The organism is Croceitalea sp. P059 (genome assembly GCF_031846365.1).
Classification (GTDB): Bacteria; Bacteroidota; Bacteroidia; order Flavobacteriales; family Flavobacteriaceae; genus Croceitalea; species Croceitalea vernalis.
The window spans coordinates 30,297-50,093 of sequence record NZ_JAVRHW010000005.1 but is presented as its reverse complement, the minus strand read 5'-3'; the positions used below and the strand labels follow the sequence as shown (position 1 = coordinate 50,093).

Sequence of the window (19,797 nt, the reverse complement as noted above, 5' to 3'; positions counted from 1 at the left end):
TTATCTTAATTCTTTTGGAAGTATCGTCTTTATAGTTTTTCCTTTTTGCAGAGCATACCAATTATGAATATCAAATTCTATTTGAATTAAACCGGCAGTTGGAACATTTTCAATATAGGTATCTCCAAGCGTATTTACAAGTGTTGTGAAGGCGTAATTATGACCAAATATCAAAATATGATGATACTTATCTTCAATGGACTTTATAAACTTCAAAACACTTTCTCCGGAAAAATCATAAAGCATTTTACGAACTTTGAAGTTATTAAGCTCAAAATCAAGTACTCTTGTAAAAATCATACTAGTATGTAAGGCCCGATTTGCAGGACTTGAGTAAATAAAATCTACTGTGTATCCGGAATTTTTAAATTCCTCAGCAACTAATTTAGTATCATTTATACCTCGTTCTTTTAGAGGTCTATCCAAATCGCTAACCTGATAATCCCAAGAAGATTTACCGTGACGAATAAACGTAATTGTTTTCATAATACTTAGGGTTGCAGGCGTTCAATCTTCCAATTAAAATCTTTTTGTAGTTTATATCGCAATCTATCATGTAATCTATTTGGTCTACCTTGCCAAAATTCAATAGATTCTGGTTTCACTATATATCCACCCCAAAAATCTGGTCGCTCTAGCTCTTTATTAGCATATTCTTCTTCTAATTCTTTTAATCGATTTTCGAGAACTTCTCTAGAGGCTACTACTTCACTTTGATTAGATGCCATTGCACCCAAACGACTTCCTAGTGGTCTTGAATCAAAATAACCATCAGATAAATTCTTCGCTATCTTGCCTGCTTTTCCCTTAATAATAACTTGTCTTTCTAAATTTGGCCAAAAAAATGATAAACAAACAGATGGATTATTTGCTATGGCTTTTCCCTTTTCGCTATGGTAATTTGTATAAAAAATAAAACCTTCATGAGTGAACTTCTTCATTAACACAACTCGGTTCTTGGGAAAACCATCTAATCCAATAGTTGAGATTGTCATTGCATTTGGCTCGTCAGAACCCCCGGCGGCTTCCACTTGAAAAAACCATTTTTGAAATAATTCTATGGGATTTTCAACAATAGAATCTTCAGTTAATTCGCTTTTTTCGTATGATTTTCTGTAGTCGCTTAAATCTTTTTGCATAGTCCAACAAAGTTCAACAAAAGAAGGGAGAAGATAAAATCTATGTTGAATTAGTTGCTACAAGGCTATACTTCAAAAGTTCGTCCGTCTTCCGCTAAAAGAACGTTGTCAAAAATCATTTGGGCTTCTTCTTTAAACATCTCCAGTGATTTATAACGGGTAGAATAATGACCTAATACCAGTTGTCCAACATTAGCTTTCTTAGCAATGGTAGCTGCTTCTTTCGCTGTAGAATGTTTAGTTTTTAAGCATAGATGTTGTTCCGTATCTAAAAACGTAGCCTCATGATATAAAAGATCAACTTCTTTTATCTGAGGGACAATATTTTCTTGATACATGGTGTCACTGCAAAAAGCATAACTTTTTGTTTTTGGTGGATTAAATGTTAATTCTGCATTAGAGATTTTTGAACCATCATCCAAAGTTACATCCTTACCTTTCTTGATATTAGTAAATTGACTTTTATCGATTGCGTATTTATCAACCGCTACAACATTAAGAGATCTAGAGGCAGGTTTTTCTCTAAATAAAAACCCATTAGTGTAAACTCGGTGTGTTAAAGGAATTGTATGTACTGTAACTTTATCGTCTTCAAAAATTAGTTCAGAATCTTTTGAATTTAATTCATGAAAGAACAATCGATAATTAGTCCAAGAATCTCCAAGCTTCAATAACAAAGTTATTGCTTCTTTAATCCCTTTTGGACCATAAATATGCAAATCTGCTTCTCTTCCTAATAACCTGAATGTTGAAATTAATCCTGGTAAGCCAAAAAAATGGTCCCCATGAAGATGCGAAATAAAAATACGCTTGATACGAGAAAATTTAAGTTTGCTCTTTCTTAATTGGACTTGTGTTCCTTCTCCACAGTCGATTAAAAACAAATGATTCTTTATTTCAAGTATTTGAGCAGTAGGATTATTAAGAGTTCGTGGTGTTGCGGAATAACAACCGAGAATATTTAATTTCATAAACCTAAATCTCGTTCTATCTCTTCCATTTCAATGATGTCTTTCGCCTCTTGAATGGTCGGTACTAAGCATATTTCTTCTGGTATGTCTTCGAAAGAAACAACATCGCTAACCAAAACAAATGATTTATTTGAATTCCGATGTTCATTTGAAATATCTAAAAACCTTAAAATTTGGGTTGTCTTCAATTCTTTAAAAAAAGTAAGATCTACGATTACATTATCACTATTAATAGTCTCATATTTTTCTTTGAAATTATCAAAAAAAACACTTAGAGACGATTCCTTTTGAGAAACTATTATGGTTGTTCCCATCTTATCGAAAACCATATTATTTAATTTTAGATGCAAGTAAATAAATAACCGCCATACGAACTGCAACGCCATTTTCTACTTGATCAAGAATTATAGACTGTCCAGAATCCGCTACATCGCTAGTAATTTCAACTCCACGATTAATAGGCCCTGGATGCATGATTACTATTTCCTTATTTAGATTTTCCAAAATTTTTCTATTAACTCCAAATTGCTGAGTGTATTCTCGTGTTGTCGGAAAATAGCTAATATCCATTCGTTCATTTTGCACACGAAGCATATTAGCCACATCGCACCATTCCAATGCTTGAATTAAATTTGTTTCGACCGCTACACCTAATGTAGTAATATACTTTGGAATTAATGTTTTAGGGCCACATACTTTGACATTAGCCCCTTGTAGTTTCAAAGCAAAAATATTTGATAAGGCTACCCTTGAATGCAATATATCCCCTACTATAACAACATTTTTACCTCCAACATCACCCAACTTTTCCCTAATTGAATAAGAATCTAAAAGTGCTTGGGTAGGGTGTTCATGTGCACCGTCGCCTGCATTAATTATTGATGCTTTTACATGTTTAGATAGAAAAATACCTGCACCAGGATTAGGATGACGCATTACCACCATATCAACTTTCATTGATAAAATGTTATTGACCGTATCAATAAGCGTTTCACCTTTTTTTACAGAAGATTGAGAAGCGGAGAAATTAATCACATCAGCTGAAAGCCTTTTTTCTGCCAATTCAAAAGACAACTTAGTTCGAGTGCTATTCTCAAAAAATATATTTGCAATTGTAATATCGCGAAGTGTCGGTACTTTTTTAATAGAGCGATTGATTACCTCCTTAAAATGATCTGCAGTTTCAAAAATGAGGTCAATATCCAGTTCGTTTAGATATTTAATTCCCAATAAATGGTTGACGCTCAATTCACTCATAAACTATCTACTTACTAAATAAACGGTATCTTCTCCTTCATTTTCTTCCCACATAACCTTTACCTTTTCATTATTTATTGCATCTACTTGTCTGCCACGATAATTAGGTTGAATAGGTAGATGACGACTAAATCTTCTATCAATTAGAGTTAATAACTCAATCTCTAAAGGTCTCCCAAATGATTGCATTGCTGTTAAAGCCGCTCTAATACTTCGTCCAGTGTATAGAACATCATCAATAAATACTACTTTTTTGTCTTCGACAATAAAATCAATATTCGTGCTGCTGGCCTCCAACGTTTTATCCCCTCGTCTAAAATCGTCTCGATAAAAAGTAATGTCTAAAAAACCAAGATTAATGTTCTTGATTCCATAATCCTCTTTTAAAATCTTTGTTAGCCTTTTCGCCAAAAAACCTCCCCTCGGTTGAATTCCTATTAAAATTGTGTTAGAAAAGTCAAGATGATTTTCCAATAATTGGCAAGCCAAACGATGAAGTATGATATGAATTTCTTTTGCGGAAAGCAGTACTTTTTGACTCATAGGCTCTACAACCAATGCATATTGGGTTACAAAAATAAGAAATTATAAAAGAAGCATTTTGAATCTAAACAAAAAGCCCTTGATGATGTCATCAAGGGCTTGTTTTCAGATGAAATGAAATTGGTTACTTTTTCTTAGAACCTGCTTCCATTTTTTCTTTCAAGGCCTGAAGAGCAGAGTTAGCATCACCTAAAGTAGTTGCTGCAGCATCAGCTGAAGCAGCCATTTTCTTTTTGGCAGCTTTTACATTGCGTTCTTCTTGCTCTCTAAATAAAGCTGTATGACTTGCGACAACTCTTTTGAAGTCTTTGTTAAATTCAATAATCTTAAATTCAACTTCTTCTCCTTTTGTAATTTTCTTACCATCTTCTTTTTCCATATGACGAGAAGGAATGAATCCTGTAATATCGTCATTGAAGACAACGGTTGCACCTTTATCTACGATATCAGATACTGCCGCCTTATGCAAGGTCCCTTCAGCAAATTCTGTTTCATATTTATCCCAAGGGTTTTCCGTGGTTTGTTTATGTCCAAGGCTTAACTTTCTGCCTTCAACATCCAACTCCAATACCTCAACTTCTAAAGTGTCACTTACATTAACAAATTCAGAAGGATGTTTGATTTTCTTAGTCCAAGATAAATCTGAGATATAAATTAAACCATCAATCCCTTCTTCCATTTCAACAAATACACCAAAGTTTGTAAAGTTTCTTACAATACCTTTATGTCTTGAACCTACAGGATATTTAGAGGTGATATCCGTCCATGGATCTGGTGTCATTTGTTTAATACCTAATGACATTTTTCTATCCTCCCTGTCTAATGTAAGAACAACTGCCTCGACTTCATCACCAACTTTAACAAAGTCTTGTGCTGAACGTAGGTGTGTTGACCATGACATTTCAGAAACATGAATCAATCCTTCTACTCCTTCAGCAACTTCGATAAAGGCTCCGTAATCAGCTATAACAACAACTTTACCTTTTACTTTGTCACCAATCTTAATTTCATCACCTAAAGCATCCCAAGGGTGCTTTTCTAATTGTTTAAGACCTAATTGAATTCTCGATTTATTATCATCAAAATCAAGGATAACAACATTTAATTTCTGATCAAGCTCAACAACCTCATTCGGGTGATTAATTCTACTCCAAGAAAGGTCAGTAATGTGAATAAGACCATCTACACCACCTAAATCAATAAAGACCCCGTAAGAAGTTACATTTTTAACAACCCCTTCTAATACCTGTCCTTTTTCAAGTTGACCGATTATTTCTTTCTTCTGTTCTTCAATATCAGCCTCGATTAAAGCTTTATGTGATACTACAACGTTTTTGAATTCGTGATTGATTTTAACTACTTTAAATTCCATTGTTTTACCAACATACTGATCGTAATCACGAATAGGTTTCACATCAATCTGCGAACCTGGCAAGAATGCTTCGATACCGAAAACATCTACAATCATACCTCCCTTAGTTCTGCATTTCACAAAACCTGTTACAATCTCTTCTTTATCATGAGCTGCATTTACACGATCCCAAGCCATAATAGTTCGTGCCTTTCTATGAGAAAGAACTAACTGACCTGTTTTATCTTCACGGATGTCAATAAGTACTTCTACTTTATCACCAACCGTTAAATCAGGATTATACCTAAATTCATTTAAAGAAATAACACCTTCAGACTTCGCATTGATATCAATAATAGCCTCACGATCAGTCATATGCACAACATGACCTTCAACTACTTCAGCATCAGCAGTATCGACGAAGTTTTCCTCTACAAGCGATTCAAATTCTTGTAGCTTAGTATCATCAACACGTTCGATTCCTTCTTCATACTTCTCCCAATCAAAATTTTCTAAGAATTCTGCTGGATCTTGTTTTGGAGTTTCTTCTTTTTTGGTTTCAACTACCTCTTGAAGTGTTTCGGTAGTTTCTTTTATTGCCTCAACAGTCTCTGCTGCCTCAGCTGGTTTTTTATCTTCAGCCATTTGCTGATAAAATTTGTATTCTACAGTTTCACAAGAGTAAAGCAATTATTGTAGAAGTAGTTTAGACTTAAATTATAAATGTTCCTTTCTCTCTTGTTTTTGCTAAAAAGGAGTGCAAAAGTACAATTAATTACTTGTAAAACAAACCTTTCTACTACACTTACATAAGAACATTCTAATATTAATTAAAAAAGCTCTAAAAATGTGACTTTTATAAGTATATTGGGTCTAATAAGTAATCAATAAATTAATAGCAACAACATGAGTGTAAAAGCAAAATATCAAGGGGTTCTAGATTTAGGGCAACAATTAGGAATAAAGAACGGTGACGTTTCTGAAGAAGCAGGTGTTTTAAAAATAAAAGGTGAGGCAAACACACCTTACGAAAAAAATCTCCTTTGGGATAAAATTAAAGAATTAGGTGGAGAAGGTGCGTCAGATGTTAAAGCCAATATTTCAGTTTCTGATGATTCTGTCTATCATAGACATACGGTTGCAAGTGGCGAGTCTTTGAGTAAAATAGCAAAACACTATTACGGAGACGCGATGAAATACACAAAAATTTTCGAAGCTAACACGAATATCTTGAAAAACCCAGATGTGATTCACCCTGATCAAGTATTGGTCATTCCAAACATCTAGAATTAAAGATTATTAAATAAAAATGCCGTTGATAAATCAACGGCATTTTTTATATTCAGTAGCACACTTGTCATCAACTAATGGCTTTTAATTAGTCTTAAAGCATAATTATGAATCCGTTCTAGTTGTTCTTTTAACCCCATATCACTATTATCAATTTCAATAGCTCCGTCCGCTTTTTTAAGTGGGGATTCCTTGCGATTAGAATCAATATAATCGCGCTCTTGGACATTTTTTAAAACTTCATCAAAAGTAACTTTATCACCCCTATCTAACAATTCTTTATAGCGTCTATTTGCTCGAGCTTCAGGTGAAGCTGTCATAAAAATCTTAAGTTCAGCATCAGGAAAGACAACAGTGCCAATATCACGACCATCCATAACAATACCTTTCTCTGTTCCCATTTTTTGTTGGATAGCTACTAACTTTTCTCTTACTTCTTTGATTGTCGCTATCTTACTTACTTGACGAGATACCCTCATGGTCCGAATTTCTTGCTCTACATTCTTACCATTTAAAAACATATCAGACTTTCCAGTTTGATTATTAGGAACAAACTTGATATTAACCTTTGAAAGCGCATTCACCAAATCATCAGTTTTAAGTTTTACATCATCAACCAAATCGTAATTTAATGCGTAAAGCGCCACCGCCCGATACATTGCACCTGTATCTACGTAAATATAATTTAAGGCTTTCGACAATTGTTTGGCTATAGTGCTTTTACCCGTTGATGAGAAGCCGTCAATGGCTATTATGATTTTACCCATATATAAAAATACCTAGAAAATGTGATAACAAAATTTATAATTTCTTTGCATTCTTCACTTTCTGCTTCGTAATAGCCAAATCAATTACTTCGCTCATATCTCTGACATAATGAAAGGTCAACCCTTTTAGATAATCTTCTTTAATTTCTTGAATGTCTTTTCTATTCTCTTCACAAAGAATTATTTCTTTAATTTTTGCTCTTTTAGCTGCCAGAATCTTTTCTTTAATTCCTCCAACAGGGAGTACTTTTCCCCTTAAAGTAATTTCACCGGTCATAGCGAGATTTTTCTTGACTTTGCGCTGAGTAAATAATGATATCAAAGAAGTTAACATTGTTATACCCGCACTTGGCCCATCTTTTGGAGTGGCACCTTCCGGTACATGAATATGTACATTATAGTTATCGAAAACGTCGGTAGCTATTCCAAAAACTTCGGCATTTGATTTTATATATTCCATCGCAATCGTGGCTGATTCTTTCATAACTTTACCAAGATTACCGGTAATATTGAGTGTTCCTTTTCCTTTAGATAAAATAGATTCAATAAACAGAATATCTCCTCCAACGCTGGTCCACGCCAAACCTGTAACAACCCCTGCAACATCATTATTTTCGTACTTGTCACGTTCTAAACGAGCCGCGCCAAGAACTTTTCCTACTGTTTCATTAGTGGCTTTAACATCATATTTTTCTTCAGTAGCAATATTTTTAGCAGCGTAGCGCACCATTTTTGCCAACTGTTTTTCTAAAGACCTTACACCTGATTCTCTAGTATAGCCTTCAACAATTCTTTCTAATTGAGGCTTTGCGATTTTTAAATGCTCAGTTGCTAAACCATGTTCTTTTAATTGTTTTGGTAATAAATGCTTTTTTCCTATTTCAACTTTTTCTTCAATAGTATAGCCAGTAACATTAATAATCTCCATTCTATCGCGCAAAGCAGGCTGAATGGTTCCTAAATTGTTTGCTGTAGCAATGAACATTACCTTAGATAAGTCATAGCCCATCTCTAAAAAATTATCGTAAAACTCACTATTCTGTTCTGGATCAAGAACTTCAAGCATGGCAGAAGATGGATCTCCTTGATGGCTATTAGATAGTTTGTCAATTTCATCTAAAATAAAAACTGGATTAGATGTTCCAGCCTTTTTAAGACTTTGAATAATACGACCTGGCATTGCACCAATATAGGTTTTACGATGTCCTCTTATTTCAGCCTCATCACGCAAACCACCTAATGAAATTCGCACATATTCACGTCCTAAAGCTTCAGCGACAGATTTTCCTAAAGAGGTTTTACCAACTCCTGGAGGGCCGTACAAACAAAGAATCGGCGATTTCATATCATTTCGTAATTTTAAAACCGCTAAATACTCAATGATTCTTTTTTTAACATCTTCTAGACCGTAATGGTCCCGATCTAATATTTTTTGGGCTCTCTTTAAATCGAATTTATCTTTAGAAAACTCCTCCCAAGGCAACTCAAGAAATAAATCTAAATAATTTCTTTGAATAGAATATTCTGCAACCTGTGGGTTCATACGTTGCATTTTAGACAATTCTTTTTCAAAATGGTCTTTAATCTTTTTGTTCCATTTTTTCTTTTTTGCTTTGGCCTTCATTTCATCAACTTCTTCTTCATAAGAGAGACCACCCAATTCTTCTTGAATCGTCTTCATTTGTTGATGTAAAAAATACTCTCGCTGTTGCTGGTCCATATCACTTCGAACTTTAGATTGAATATCATTTTTCAACTCTAATTTCTGAAGTTCAATGTTCATATACTTTAATGTAGCTAAAGCCCTTTCTTGTAAATCCGGAATTTCTAATAAATGTTGTTTTTCTGTGACGCCTAGATTAAGGTTAGAAGAAACAAAATTGATTAAGAAAGAATTACTCTGTATGTTTTTAATAGCGAAAGTAGCTTCACTAGGGATATTAGGATTATCCTTAATTATTTTATACGCCAACTCCTTAATTGAGTCGATAATGGCTAAGAATTCTTTATCATTTTGATCAGGTCTTGTCTCCTCTGCTTCCCTAATAGTCGCAGTCATGTAAGGATCTTCGGTAAGCACTTCAGCAACCTCAAATCTTTTCTTTCCTTGAATGATAACTGTAGTATTTCCATCAGGCATTTGAAGTACTCTTAATATTCGAGCAACGGTACCAAGTGTATTGATATCTTTTGCCTTTGGGTCTTCAGTCTCTTCATCCTTTTGAGATACAACACCAATAGTTTTATTGCCGTTATTAGCATCCTTTATTAAATTGATAGACTTATCACGCCCTGCAGTAATCGGAATTACTACCCCTGGAAATAAAACCGTATTTTTCAAAGGCAGTACCGGCAAAGTCTCAGGTAAAACCTCGTTATTCATTTCTTCTTCATCTTCTGGCGTCAATAGTGGTATTAATTCTGCTTCTTCATCAATTCCTTGTAAAGACATATTGTCAAAATTTGTGAACTTTACTTCTCCCATAATATATTGTATCGGTCATTCTGTCACCAATAGACAGCTTTCTGAAAATTATTCTTTTTTCGCTTTTTCACTCAAACCGCTTTAAAACAGCGATTTCAGTTCAATAAAAAACATAAACTCATTATCATATTGCAATTGGTATGCCATGGTTAAGAATAATTTTTAACAGAAACTGTAACAATCACTAAATTGAATCATCTATAATACAAACCATTCAACTTTTTGAGCCAACAATATGAACATACTGACCCATTAGTACAAGGGTGTCTCGAAGGAAAACAAAGTGCGCAGTTGGCACTTTACAATAAGTATTACAAAGCCATGTATAACACAGCTTTACGAATTGTAAAACATACTGCCGAAGCCGAAGACATTATGCAAGAGTCGTTTTTAAACGCGTTTACGAAACTGCATACTTTCCAAGGCAAAGTTACTTTCGGAGCTTGGTTAAAACGAATTGTAGTTAACAACAGTATATATCATTACAGAAAGCAGCAAAAAAATAGTGCTGTTGATTTAGAAGAAGTTATGTACAAGGTCGAAGATAATGATGCAGTTGGGATTACGAGTAATGGTATAACAGAACTGAAGGCTCAAAAAGTGATGGAAACCATGAAAAGTTTAAAAAACAATTACAGAGTTTCTTTGACCTTACATTTAATCGAAGGTTATGATTATGAAGAGATAAGTGAAATAATGGATATCAGCTATGCTAATTGCAGAACAACAATTTCGCGAGCTAAAGAAAGTCTAAGAAAAAAATTGACAGTAAATGCCTAATTATGGAAAAGGATGATATAAAACTACTTTTTGAAAACCTGGAGAATAATTTTGATACAGAAAACCCAAGTAACGGGCACGAAGCACGTTTTTTAGAAAAACTGAATCAATCAAACGGTGTTGTTCAATTAAGTAAAAAGAAGACAACTTGGTGGAAACCTCTTTCAATTGCTGCTTCAATAATTGTCGTTTGTGTTTTGGCATTAACCCTGAACAATAATCAAACAAGTCTTAAAGAACAAGTAGTTGAAATTTCACCTGAAGTTTCAGATACTGAATTTTATTTTGCCAGCCTAATTGAAGAACAAGTACAAGAGCTAAGAACATTAAAAACTCCTCAAAATGAGCAGCTAGTAGATGACACTTTAAAACAACTAAAACGGTTAGAAATTGATTACAACAACCTTGAGCAAGAACTTGTAGACGGTGGAGATAGCAAGCTAATTTTGAATGCTATGATTAACAATTTTCAAACAAGAATTGATTTGCTAAAAGAAGTACTAACCACAATTGAATCTATAAAAAATTTAAATTATCAAGATGAAACGAACTTTACTATTTAAATACATAAGCCTAACATTTTTATTGGTATCCTCTTTTACTGTTTCGGCTACCTATGGTGGTGGAATGAAAGGTAAGTACACCAAAGAAAAAAAGATTAACAAAGAATTTAGCGTGAATTCTGATGCTCTTTTCAAAGTTAAAAACAGTTATGGGAACCTTAATATAACCTCATGGAATGAAAACAGAGTTGTTATTGAAGTGAACATAAAAACAAATGGTAATAACGAGGAAAAAGTTGCGGAACGTTTGAATGAAATTGATATTGATTTTGAAAATAGTGACAGCCTTGTTTCTGCTATGACCAGATTTGGAGAACGAAACAATAATTGGGGTTGGAACTGGGGTAAACGAAATAATGTAAGTGTGCAAGTAAACTATACGATTAAATTACCAGTAAAGAACAGTGTTCATTTAAATAACGATTACGGTAATATTTACCTGGATCGTATTGATGGGCATGCTAAAATCAATTGTGACTATGGTAAAATGGAAATAGGAGAACTCAGAGGAAGAAATAATGAACTGCGATTTGACTACACATCAAGATCCACTTTTGAATATGTAAATAGCGCAGAAATAATTGCGGACTATTCTGGCTTTACAATTGAAAAAGCCGGTGACTTAAAGATAAATGCCGATTATACTAATGCAGTTATTAAAGAGATGGGCGACCTCTCCTATACTTCGGATTATGGCTCAATGGAGGTCGGCAGTGTTCAAAGTATTTCAGGTAATGGTGATTATTTTGGTATTAAACTAGGCAGAGTTTATGGAGACCTAAGTATTACTGCTGATTACGGATCAATTAAGATTGATAAAATGACCGCTGAAGCTGGAGACTTGTCTATTAAATCTGATTATACAGGTATCAAAATTGGATACGACCCAGGCTATCATTTTGATTTTGAAATATCAGCCGAATATGCTGGTGTTAGCGGAAAAGATGATTTCACGATTAATATTAGCAAAGAAAAATCTGGAGACAAATATTATAAAGGATATTACGGTGAACCCAATTCAGGGAATACCTTAAATATTACAACCGATTACGGTGGTGTATCATTTTATAAAAATTAATATCAATCAATAACAAAAGCTCGGTCAAACTGGGTAAAAAAACACAATCATGAAAAAAGTAATAACATTAAGTTTAGTATTATTTACCATTGCTGCTAGTGCCCAATGGGGAAAAAGAGTAAAAGGAAACGGAAAAACTGTGACTATTGAACGGTCTGTTGGGGAATATGATGCAATTGCGGTATCAGGATGGTTTGATGTAAATCTGGTAGCGGGCAATGAGGGTGAACTTACCCTTAAAGGCGAAGAAAATCTACTAGAGTACATAAAGACAGAAGTTAAAGACGGAAAACTTGTAATTAAAACTGAAAAGGGTGTGAATTTAAAACCTTCAAATTGGAATTCAGGTATTTATGTCACTGTTCCTGTAGAATCCGTTGATATGGTTGCCTTATCAGGTTCTGGTGATATTGTAGGAGAAACTACAATTAAATCTAATGATTTTAAAACAGCAATGTCTGGTTCTGGTGATATTACTTTATCTGTTGAGGCTAACTCCATAGACGCCTCTATGTCTGGTTCTGGAGATATCAACTTATCTGGTACTGTTCAAGACTTTGAAGCTACAATTTCTGGTTCTGGCGATATCAAAGCGTATGATTTAAAAGCCGCAAATGTTTATGCGCAAGTTTCTGGATCTGCCGACATTAAAGTTACTGCAACGGAAATGATAAAAGCAAGAGTTTCTGGATCTGGTGATATAAGTTATAAAGGAAATCCAAAGAAGATTGACACCAAAACTTCTGGTTCTGGTGATATATCGAGTTATTAAAACTAAAATAATCAAAAGACGACCATTTCAATCAATTAACGTTGAAAGCCCTAACTGAATAGTTAGGGTTTTTTATGTACTCTAGTTAATAGAAAAGCACCTATTAAAAAGAATATTCCTAAAAAAATAGTGCTGCTTCTCATACTGCCAGTTAGTTGTGCAATTAACCCATACATTAAAGTACCTATTACGATTCCTATTTTTTCTGCAACATCATAAAAACTAAAAAAAGATGTAGTATCAGTAGTATCAGGTAAAAATTTTGAGTAGGTCGACCTAGAAAGTGCCTGAATTCCGCCCATAACTAAACCAACAAGTCCGGCAGCAATATAAAAATCCGTTGGGGTTATTAAGAAATAGGCATAAATACATAGTAGAAGCCATAAAATATTAATGACAACAAGAGTTTTGATATTACCAAATTTATCTGAAGCTTTTGCAGTTATGGTTGCTCCAAAAATTGCCACTACTTGAATTACCAAAATACTTACAATTAAACCTGTAGTCCTTTCATTATCTGTACCCCAATTAATTTCTTCCTCGCCAAAATAAGTAGCAATTAGCATTATGGTCTGAACCGCCATGCTGTAAACAAAAAATGCACCCAAATAACGCTTAAGTTGTAATTGACCACCTAATTGCTTCCATACACTTTTAAGCTCTTTAAATCCATTTAACACCACATTCTTTCGTTCTCCTTCGCGTTTATAGCCTTTTGGCAAATGAGCAAAAGTATATTGACTAAAAAGCGCCCACCAAATTCCAACGGTTACAAATGAATACTTCATTGCTTTAACTTCGGCCACTTGACCTTCATTTGTAATACCAAAAACATCTGGCTTCATAACCATAGCTAGGTTAAAAACAAGTAAAATCACACTTCCTATATAACCCAGTGAAAATCCTTTTGCACTAATTCCATCTTGCTGTTCGGGGTAGGCAATATCTGGTAAATATGAATTATTAATTGCAAAACTTACCCAAAACCCAACCAATCCAAAGAAATAACACAGCAAACCAAAATAGATGTTCTCAAGAGAAAACCAGTATAAACCAACACAAGAAATTGCACCGAGATAACAAAAGAATTTTAAAAAAATTCTTTTGTTTCCTAAGTAATCTGCAATACCAGAAACTAAAGGAGTAACTATTGCAATAAATACGAAAGCGGCTGAAGTGACATAACTAATTAAAGGAGCCCGTGCTATTTCTCCTCCAAAAATAGTTACTTTTTCAATCTCAGCAACCCGAAATAGTGCCCCATAAAAAATTGGGAAAATAGCTGACGAAATTACTAAGCTGTATACAGAATTAGCCCAATCATAAAAGGCCCATGCGTTTAATAACTTCTTAGTTCCTTTTAACTCCAATGCTTTTGCCATACCCTAAAAATAGAAAAGCTGTTCGAAAAGAACAGCTTTTATTATTATTAATTGATTGCAGTTTATCTAAAAGATGTAACTCCAAACTTAGCAGCCTCTTCTTTAGCAAGCGGAGCCCATGCAGTCAAATTATTTATTCTCGTATCATTTGATGGGTGAGTACTCATGAATTCTGGTGGGGCTTCTCCCCCGCTATTAGCTTTCATTCGTTTCCATAGCTCGGCAGCTTCATAAGGATCATACCCAGCAATTGCCATGATATGTAATCCAATATTATCGGCTTCAGTTTCATGACTACGACTAAAAGGTAGCATAACGCCTAATTGTGAACCAACCCCATATGCTTGATTAAACATATTACGTTTTTCAGGATCCTGAATTGCTACATTACCTGCTACTGCTCCAATCTGTTGCAATGTACCGGCACTCATACGCTGAGCACCATGGTCTGCAAGTGCATGGGCAACTTCATGTCCCATTACAACTGCAACACCGGTTTCAGTTTGAGTGATTGGTAATATTCCGGTATAAAAAACAATTTTTCCACCTGGCATGCACCAGGCATTTACTGTTTCATCATTTACCAAGTTATACTCCCATTTATAATCTTTTAAATAACCGGGGTGACCATTGGCGTTTAACCAAGTTTCAGCCGCTTTTGCAATACGTTGCCCAACATTTGTGATCATTTGAGCATCTTTAGTACCTGTAATTACTTTATTCTCCGTTAAAAACTGGTCATACTGTGCAAAGGCCATGGGGAATATTTGCTGATTTCCGTAAAAATTCAACATTTTTTTACCTGTAAAGGGATTTGTTTTACAAGCTACAACAGCAAAAAAAATAGCAATTGTTAAAAATAATTTTCTCATAATGTATAGTGTTTATAGCTTCAAATTACGAAAAAAATTATTGTCCAAAAATATGTAATTCGGTAAAGTCTTTACTGACTTCTATACTATTACCTCCGTCAAAGTTGATTGATTTTAAATCTACCATTTCATTATCCACTTCTATATTCTCTATCTTGAAAGGTAATCCATGAAATTGAAGCTTAAAGGTTTCATAGGTAGTAATAAAACTACCATCTTTAAACTGTTGCATAATCAATTCATTCTCTTTACCTCGTTGACGAAATTTTCTAAGACTAAAACGACCTTTTTTATAGTCATAACCTTCTTGTTGATCTTCATAAACCGTTGATGTTTCAACTCCTTCTTTATAATAAACATCAAGCTTTAATTCTGTAATCTCTTTTTCACCAACATATTGCTGTATCGGATATTTTGGAATAATTGCACCGGCTTTGATAAATAAAGGAATCTTGTCAATATCAGCAGAAACCCATTTTTCTATGCCTCCATCAACAACTTCTTCAGTCCAATAGTTGTACCATTTTCCTTTGGGAATATACATCCTTCTTCCTTTTGCATTGGCCTCTTGCACCGGACAGACTAGTATTTGTTCTCCGAATAAAAACTCATCTGTTCTAAAATGCGTCTGCGTGTCTTCTTGGTCATAATAGACTAAAGATTGTAACATTGGTACCCCTTCTTTTACATACTTATAAAACATAGTATACAAGTAAGGTAATAGTTGATAACGTAGTTCAATAAATTTTCTAGTAATATCCGTAACTTCATCACCAAAAGACCAAGGTTCTTGCTCTCCATGATCTCCACTTGAATGTACTCTGCAGAAAGGGTGAAAAACACCCAGTTGAATCCAACGTGCAAAAAGTTCGCCGTTAGGTTGTTCAGCAAAACCACCAATATCTGAACCAACGAAAGAATAGCCGCTCATACACATACGTTGCATTTGCACATTAGCAATCCATAGATGCTCCCATGTAGCAACGTTATCACCTGTCCAAGTTGCACAATATCGTTGAGTGCCAGAGTATCCAGCACGTGTAAGAACAAAAGGCCTTTTTGGAAAAGTATATTTCTTTATTCCTTCAAAAGTGGCACGAACCATTTGCATGCCATATATATTGTGTGCTTTTCTATGACTACAAGGGTGACCATCATAGTCATGGCGTACATCAAGATTAGCTGTTTTTGTAGGTACTTCCATAATTGCAGGTTCATTCATATCGTTCCAAACCCCATGAACTCCAACTTCAGCAATCATCTCTTTATATAGACCAGCCCACCATTCTCTTACTTCAGGATTAGTGAAGTCTGGAAACTTACATTCTCCAGGCCAAACTTTACCCTTAAAATGTGGCCCATCAGCTCTTCGACAGAAGTAACCATTATCCATTGCTTGTTTATAAACCCAATAATCACGATCAATTTTAATTCCAGGGTCTATCATCGTAACCGTTTTAAACCCATCTTCATAAAGATCATCAACCATCTTTTTAGGATTCGGAAAACGACGATTATTCCAAGTAAAACAACGAAAACCTTCCATATAATCGATATCCAAGTAAATGGCATCGCAAGGAATTTTAAGCTCTCTGAAGGTTGATGCAATCTTTTTTACTTTTTTCTCAGGATAATAACTCCATTTTGATTGGTGAAATCCCAAAGCCCATAAGGGTGGTAGTTCGGGTACCCCCGTTAAATCAGTATAAGCTTCTACAACTTGTGAAATTTTTGGCCCATAAAAGAAATAGTAATTCATTTCACCACCATCAGCCCAAAAGCTTGTAACATTTCGACGCTCATGTGCAAAATCAAAATAAGTACTGAAAGAATTGTCAAAAAATATTCCATAAGCTGCATCACTATGCAAGCCCACATAAAAGGGAATCGACTTGTAAAGCGGTTCTTGATCTTTCCCGTAAGCGTAAGAATCGGTAACCCAATTGTTAATTCGTTTACCCTTTAAATTGGTATGGGAAGCCTTGTCACCCATACCATAAAAACTTTCGGCTGATTGTGTGACCTTAGTCATCTTAACAATATTACCTCCATAATCATAATTCTCTTCCCAATGAAAACCGAACTCATCTTCATTAATCACCAAATCTTTTAAATCGGTAATTTCAACTTTAAGGTTGGTTTTATTGATATGGATTTTAATTTTTGAGGTAATAATAACATATTCGGGTATTTCGTCTAAGACTTCAAGTTCATTATAGCCTTTACTTGCATCTTCGCTAATAGCGTATGAAAAGTCAGGCTCAAAAGCATGCTCAGTTGCATATCTAAATCTAATAGCACTATCTCTTAAAACGGTTAATTCTAATATTACACCATTCTGTGTAGTAAAGTACAACTTGTCATTATCTTGCCTAAAATCTACTATATGGTTGGGGTATAAATTACCCCTTTTCTCTATTTCAGTATTGGTAATCATAAATGAATGATTTATCGAACTAACAAAAAAAGGATAATAGTTCGAGATTATGAAAAGTTCTTTTTAACAAATAAGCTACTACAACGTTATAGCACTCTTTTTAGCATTAAAAGGATGCTATTTTTTATAAATTAACACACTTAATGGAGGAATTGTAATCTCAATAGAATGTTCTCTACCATTCCAAGGCTCTTTAGTAACTTTAGCTGTTTTATTGCCCATTCCGCTTCCACTGTATTTAACATCGTCACTATTAAAAATTAATTTTAGTGATTTTGAATCGGGCACTCCAATACGATAGTTTTCTCTTGGTACAGGTGTGAAATTTCCGATAACAATTAAATCATCTTTAGAGTCATGACCTTTTCTTATATAAGTCATCACAGAATTTTCATGGTCATTGTACTCTATCCATTCAAAACCTTCAGGGCTAAACTGTTTTTCATGTAAAGCTGGTTGTTGCTTATATACTTTGTTTAAATCTTGAATAACCTTTTGAATTCCAGAATGAAAATCATACTCTGTTAAATGCCAATCAAGGCTTTGTTGAAAATTCCATTCAGCAGTTTGACCAAATTCACTTCCCATAAAAATCAAATTTGCTCCTGGGTGGGTAAACATGTAACCGAACAACAATCTTAAATTGGCAAAACGTTGCCACTCATCACCAGGCATTCTATAAACTAAAGATTGTTTGCCATATACTACCTCATCATGTGAAAAAGGAAGCATAAAATTTTCAGTAAAAGCATAAGTCATACTAAAGGTCAAATCATTTTGGTGGTGCTTTCGGTAAACAGGTTCTTTTTTAAAGTATTCTAAAGTGTCATGCATCCAACCCATCATCCACTTCATACCAAAACCAAGACCACCAAAATTAACCGGTTTAGATACTCCTGAAAAAGCAGTAGATTCTTCAGCAATAGTTTGTACACCTTTGAAACTACCATAGACAGCTTCATTCATTTCTCTTATAAAAGACATGGCTTCTAAATTTTCATTATTGCCATACATATTAGGCTCCCATTCTCCTTCTTCTCTAGAATAGTCTAAATAAAGCATTGATGCAACAGCATCAACACGCAATCCATCCACATGATACTGGTCTAACCAAAAAATTGCATTACTAATTAAAAATGCTCGAATCTCATTTCTGCCGTAATTGAAAATTAAACTCTTCCAATCAGGGTGATAACCTCTTTTTCTATCAGGATGTTCATAAAGATTTGAACCATCAAAAAAGCCAAGTCCGTGAGCGTCTTCTGGAAAATGTGAAGGCACCCAATCTAATATAACGCCTATTCCAGCTTGATGCATTTTATCCACCAAAAGCTTAAAATCTTCAGGTTTTCCAAAACGAGAAGTAGGAGCAAAATAGCCTGTTAACTGATAACCCCATGAAGGGTCGTAAGGGTATTCCATTACCGGCATAAGCTCTACATGTGTAAAACCCATTTGTTTTACATAGCTAACTAAATCATCTGCAAGCTCGATGTAAGACATGAATTCATTATCATTCTTTCTTTTCCAAGAACCTAAATGAACTTCATATACAGAATACGGTTTGTCAAGATTATTATGATTTTCTCTTATATCCATCCATTTTTTATCTTGCCATTTATATTTAGCATCCCATACTATTGAGGCTGTTTTGGGTGGATGTTCACAAAAACGACCAAAAGGATCAGCCTTCTCGGTCACCAAGTCATTGTTGTTGCTTACAATACTATATTTATAGACCTCACCATGCTGAATATTGGGAATAAATCCTTCCCATATTCCACTGGAATCCCATCTTACATTAAGCTGATGTTCTTCTTTATTCCAATGATTAAAATTACCTACTACAGAAACATTCTTTGCCGATGGTGCCCAAACCGCAAAATAGGTTCCTTTTTGACCATCTACTTCAACAAGATGTGATCCTAATTTTTCATATAAACGAAAGTGTTTTCCTGACTTAAAAAGATCAATGTCAAAATCTGTAAATAAGCTATGTACTATAACGTTGGTCATATCTATTTCAATAATATAAATGCAAAACTAGGCATCTTTTCTCAAGATACTAAAATTGTGTTGGTTACTTTATTTAATAAGTGAAATTAAAAAG

General features: G+C 34.3%; 18 protein-coding genes. 5 read left to right on the top strand and 13 right to left on the bottom strand.

The window, feature by feature from the left end; translation table 11 throughout:
• The 7 genes from RM542_RS13715 to rpsA all read right to left on the bottom strand — a co-directional run bounded on the left by RM542_RS13715 (position 1) and on the right by rpsA (position 5,906).
• The gene (locus RM542_RS13715) at positions 1–486 is read right to left on the bottom strand and encodes a phosphoglycerate mutase family protein (protein WP_311386321.1); all 486 of its coding nucleotides are present in this window, start codon (positions 484–486) and stop codon (positions 1–3) included.
• Between the two features lie 5 nt (positions 487–491).
• Complete coding sequence (gene pdxH, locus RM542_RS13710) at positions 492–1,139, bottom strand: pyridoxamine 5'-phosphate oxidase (RefSeq protein WP_311386320.1); 648 nt, start codon at positions 1,137–1,139, stop codon at positions 492–494.
• Between the two features lie 65 nt (positions 1,140–1,204).
• Positions 1,205–2,110 carry a ribonuclease Z gene (locus tag RM542_RS13705; RefSeq protein ID WP_311386319.1) on the bottom strand — a complete coding sequence of 302 codons (906 nt, stop codon included), beginning with the start codon at positions 2,108–2,110 and terminating at the stop codon, positions 1,205–1,207.
• Positions 2,107–2,439 (bottom strand): ribonuclease Z, encoded by a 333-nt coding sequence (locus RM542_RS13700; RefSeq protein WP_311386318.1) that lies wholly within the window; start codon positions 2,437–2,439, stop codon positions 2,107–2,109. The genes RM542_RS13705 and RM542_RS13700 overlap by 4 nt, the downstream gene beginning before the upstream one ends.
• A gap of 1 nt (position 2,440) precedes the next feature.
• The gene (locus tag RM542_RS13695; RefSeq protein ID WP_311386317.1) at positions 2,441–3,367 is read right to left on the bottom strand and encodes an aspartate carbamoyltransferase catalytic subunit; all 927 of its coding nucleotides are present in this window, start codon (positions 3,365–3,367) and stop codon (positions 2,441–2,443) included.
• A gap of 3 nt (positions 3,368–3,370) precedes the next feature.
• Positions 3,371–3,910, bottom strand: coding sequence for a bifunctional pyr operon transcriptional regulator/uracil phosphoribosyltransferase PyrR (pyrR, locus tag RM542_RS13690; protein WP_311386316.1), 540 nt, complete (start codon positions 3,908–3,910; stop codon positions 3,371–3,373).
• Between the two features lie 124 nt (positions 3,911–4,034).
• Positions 4,035–5,906, bottom strand: a complete 1,872-nt coding sequence (gene rpsA, locus RM542_RS13685) for a 30S ribosomal protein S1 (RefSeq protein ID WP_311386315.1) — start codon at positions 5,904–5,906, stop codon at positions 4,035–4,037.
• A gap of 261 nt (positions 5,907–6,167) precedes the next feature.
• On the opposite strand from rpsA, the gene RM542_RS13680 reads away from it, so the two are divergent.
• The gene (locus RM542_RS13680) at positions 6,168–6,548 is read left to right on the top strand and encodes a LysM peptidoglycan-binding domain-containing protein (RefSeq protein WP_311386314.1); all 381 of its coding nucleotides are present in this window, start codon (positions 6,168–6,170) and stop codon (positions 6,546–6,548) included.
• Between the two features lie 77 nt (positions 6,549–6,625).
• Here the strand turns inward: RM542_RS13680 and cmk are convergent, their stop codons facing one another.
• Positions 6,626–7,318, bottom strand: coding sequence for a (d)CMP kinase (gene cmk / locus RM542_RS13675; RefSeq protein ID WP_311386313.1), 693 nt, complete (start codon positions 7,316–7,318; stop codon positions 6,626–6,628).
• A 34-nt stretch (positions 7,319–7,352) separates the two neighbouring features.
• Entirely contained in the window at positions 7,353–9,803 is a 2,451-nt protein-coding gene (gene lon, locus RM542_RS13670) for an endopeptidase La (protein ID WP_311386312.1), read from the bottom strand.
• 222 nt (positions 9,804–10,025) lie between these two features.
• On the opposite strand from lon, the gene RM542_RS13665 reads away from it, so the two are divergent.
• Genes RM542_RS13665 through RM542_RS13650 form a run of 4 tightly spaced genes read left to right on the top strand, consistent with a single transcriptional unit; the run spans position 10,026 to position 12,996 of the window.
• On the top strand, positions 10,026–10,583 hold the full coding sequence (locus RM542_RS13665; protein ID WP_311386311.1) for an RNA polymerase sigma factor: 558 nt from the start codon (positions 10,026–10,028) through the stop codon (positions 10,581–10,583).
• A 2-nt stretch (positions 10,584–10,585) separates the two neighbouring features.
• On the top strand, positions 10,586–11,146 hold the full coding sequence (locus tag RM542_RS13660) for a hypothetical protein (RefSeq protein WP_311386310.1): 561 nt from the start codon (positions 10,586–10,588) through the stop codon (positions 11,144–11,146).
• Positions 11,124–12,224: a hypothetical protein gene (locus RM542_RS13655; protein WP_311386309.1), complete on the top strand. Its 1,101-nt coding sequence runs from the start codon at positions 11,124–11,126 to the stop codon at positions 12,222–12,224. The genes RM542_RS13660 and RM542_RS13655 overlap by 23 nt, the downstream gene beginning before the upstream one ends.
• A gap of 49 nt (positions 12,225–12,273) precedes the next feature.
• Complete coding sequence (locus RM542_RS13650; protein WP_311386308.1) at positions 12,274–12,996, top strand: head GIN domain-containing protein; 723 nt, start codon at positions 12,274–12,276, stop codon at positions 12,994–12,996.
• Between the two features lie 62 nt (positions 12,997–13,058).
• On the opposite strand, the gene RM542_RS13645 is transcribed toward RM542_RS13650, so the two are convergent.
• From RM542_RS13645 to glgB, 4 genes are all read right to left on the bottom strand, one after another.
• Positions 13,059–14,378: an MFS transporter gene (locus RM542_RS13645; protein ID WP_311386307.1), complete on the bottom strand. Its 1,320-nt coding sequence runs from the start codon at positions 14,376–14,378 to the stop codon at positions 13,059–13,061.
• Between the two features lie 62 nt (positions 14,379–14,440).
• Positions 14,441–15,250, bottom strand: a complete 810-nt coding sequence (locus tag RM542_RS13640) for a M48 family metallopeptidase (protein WP_311386306.1) — start codon at positions 15,248–15,250, stop codon at positions 14,441–14,443.
• Positions 15,251–15,287: 37 nt separating this feature from the next.
• Positions 15,288–17,687 (bottom strand): glycoside hydrolase family 31 protein, encoded by a 2,400-nt coding sequence (locus tag RM542_RS13635; RefSeq protein WP_311386305.1) that lies wholly within the window; start codon positions 17,685–17,687, stop codon positions 15,288–15,290.
• A gap of 117 nt (positions 17,688–17,804) precedes the next feature.
• The gene (gene glgB / locus RM542_RS13630) at positions 17,805–19,703 is read right to left on the bottom strand and encodes a 1,4-alpha-glucan branching protein GlgB (RefSeq protein WP_311386304.1); all 1,899 of its coding nucleotides are present in this window, start codon (positions 19,701–19,703) and stop codon (positions 17,805–17,807) included.
• Between the last annotated feature and the right edge of the window lie 94 nt (positions 19,704–19,797).

Coding starts and splice junctions, on each gene's coding strand:
- RM542_RS13715 (WP_311386321.1), bottom strand. CDS start 486: ATGAAAACAATTACGTTTATTCGTCACGGTAAATCTTCTTGGGATTAT.
- pdxH (WP_311386320.1), bottom strand. CDS start 1,139: ATGCAAAAAGATTTAAGCGACTACAGAAAATCATACGAAAAAAGCGAA.
- RM542_RS13705 (WP_311386319.1), bottom strand. CDS start 2,110: ATGAAATTAAATATTCTCGGTTGTTATTCCGCAACACCACGAACTCTT.
- RM542_RS13700 (WP_311386318.1), bottom strand. CDS start 2,439: ATGGTTTTCGATAAGATGGGAACAACCATAATAGTTTCTCAAAAGGAA.
- RM542_RS13695 (WP_311386317.1), bottom strand. CDS start 3,367: ATGAGTGAATTGAGCGTCAACCATTTATTGGGAATTAAATATCTAAAC.
- pyrR (WP_311386316.1), bottom strand. CDS start 3,910: ATGAGTCAAAAAGTACTGCTTTCCGCAAAAGAAATTCATATCATACTT.
- rpsA (WP_311386315.1), bottom strand. CDS start 5,906: ATGGCTGAAGATAAAAAACCAGCTGAGGCAGCAGAGACTGTTGAGGCA.
- RM542_RS13680 (WP_311386314.1), top strand. CDS start 6,168: ATGAGTGTAAAAGCAAAATATCAAGGGGTTCTAGATTTAGGGCAACAA.
- cmk (WP_311386313.1), bottom strand. CDS start 7,318: ATGGGTAAAATCATAATAGCCATTGACGGCTTCTCATCAACGGGTAAA.
- lon (WP_311386312.1), bottom strand. CDS start 9,803: ATGGGAGAAGTAAAGTTCACAAATTTTGACAATATGTCTTTACAAGGA.
- RM542_RS13660 (WP_311386310.1), top strand. CDS start 10,586: ATGGAAAAGGATGATATAAAACTACTTTTTGAAAACCTGGAGAATAAT.
- RM542_RS13655 (WP_311386309.1), top strand. CDS start 11,124: ATGAAACGAACTTTACTATTTAAATACATAAGCCTAACATTTTTATTG.
- RM542_RS13650 (WP_311386308.1), top strand. CDS start 12,274: ATGAAAAAAGTAATAACATTAAGTTTAGTATTATTTACCATTGCTGCT.
- RM542_RS13645 (WP_311386307.1), bottom strand. CDS start 14,378: ATGGCAAAAGCATTGGAGTTAAAAGGAACTAAGAAGTTATTAAACGCA.
- RM542_RS13640 (WP_311386306.1), bottom strand. CDS start 15,250: ATGAGAAAATTATTTTTAACAATTGCTATTTTTTTTGCTGTTGTAGCT.
- RM542_RS13635 (WP_311386305.1), bottom strand. CDS start 17,687: ATGATTACCAATACTGAAATAGAGAAAAGGGGTAATTTATACCCCAAC.
- glgB (WP_311386304.1), bottom strand. CDS start 19,703: ATGACCAACGTTATAGTACATAGCTTATTTACAGATTTTGACATTGAT.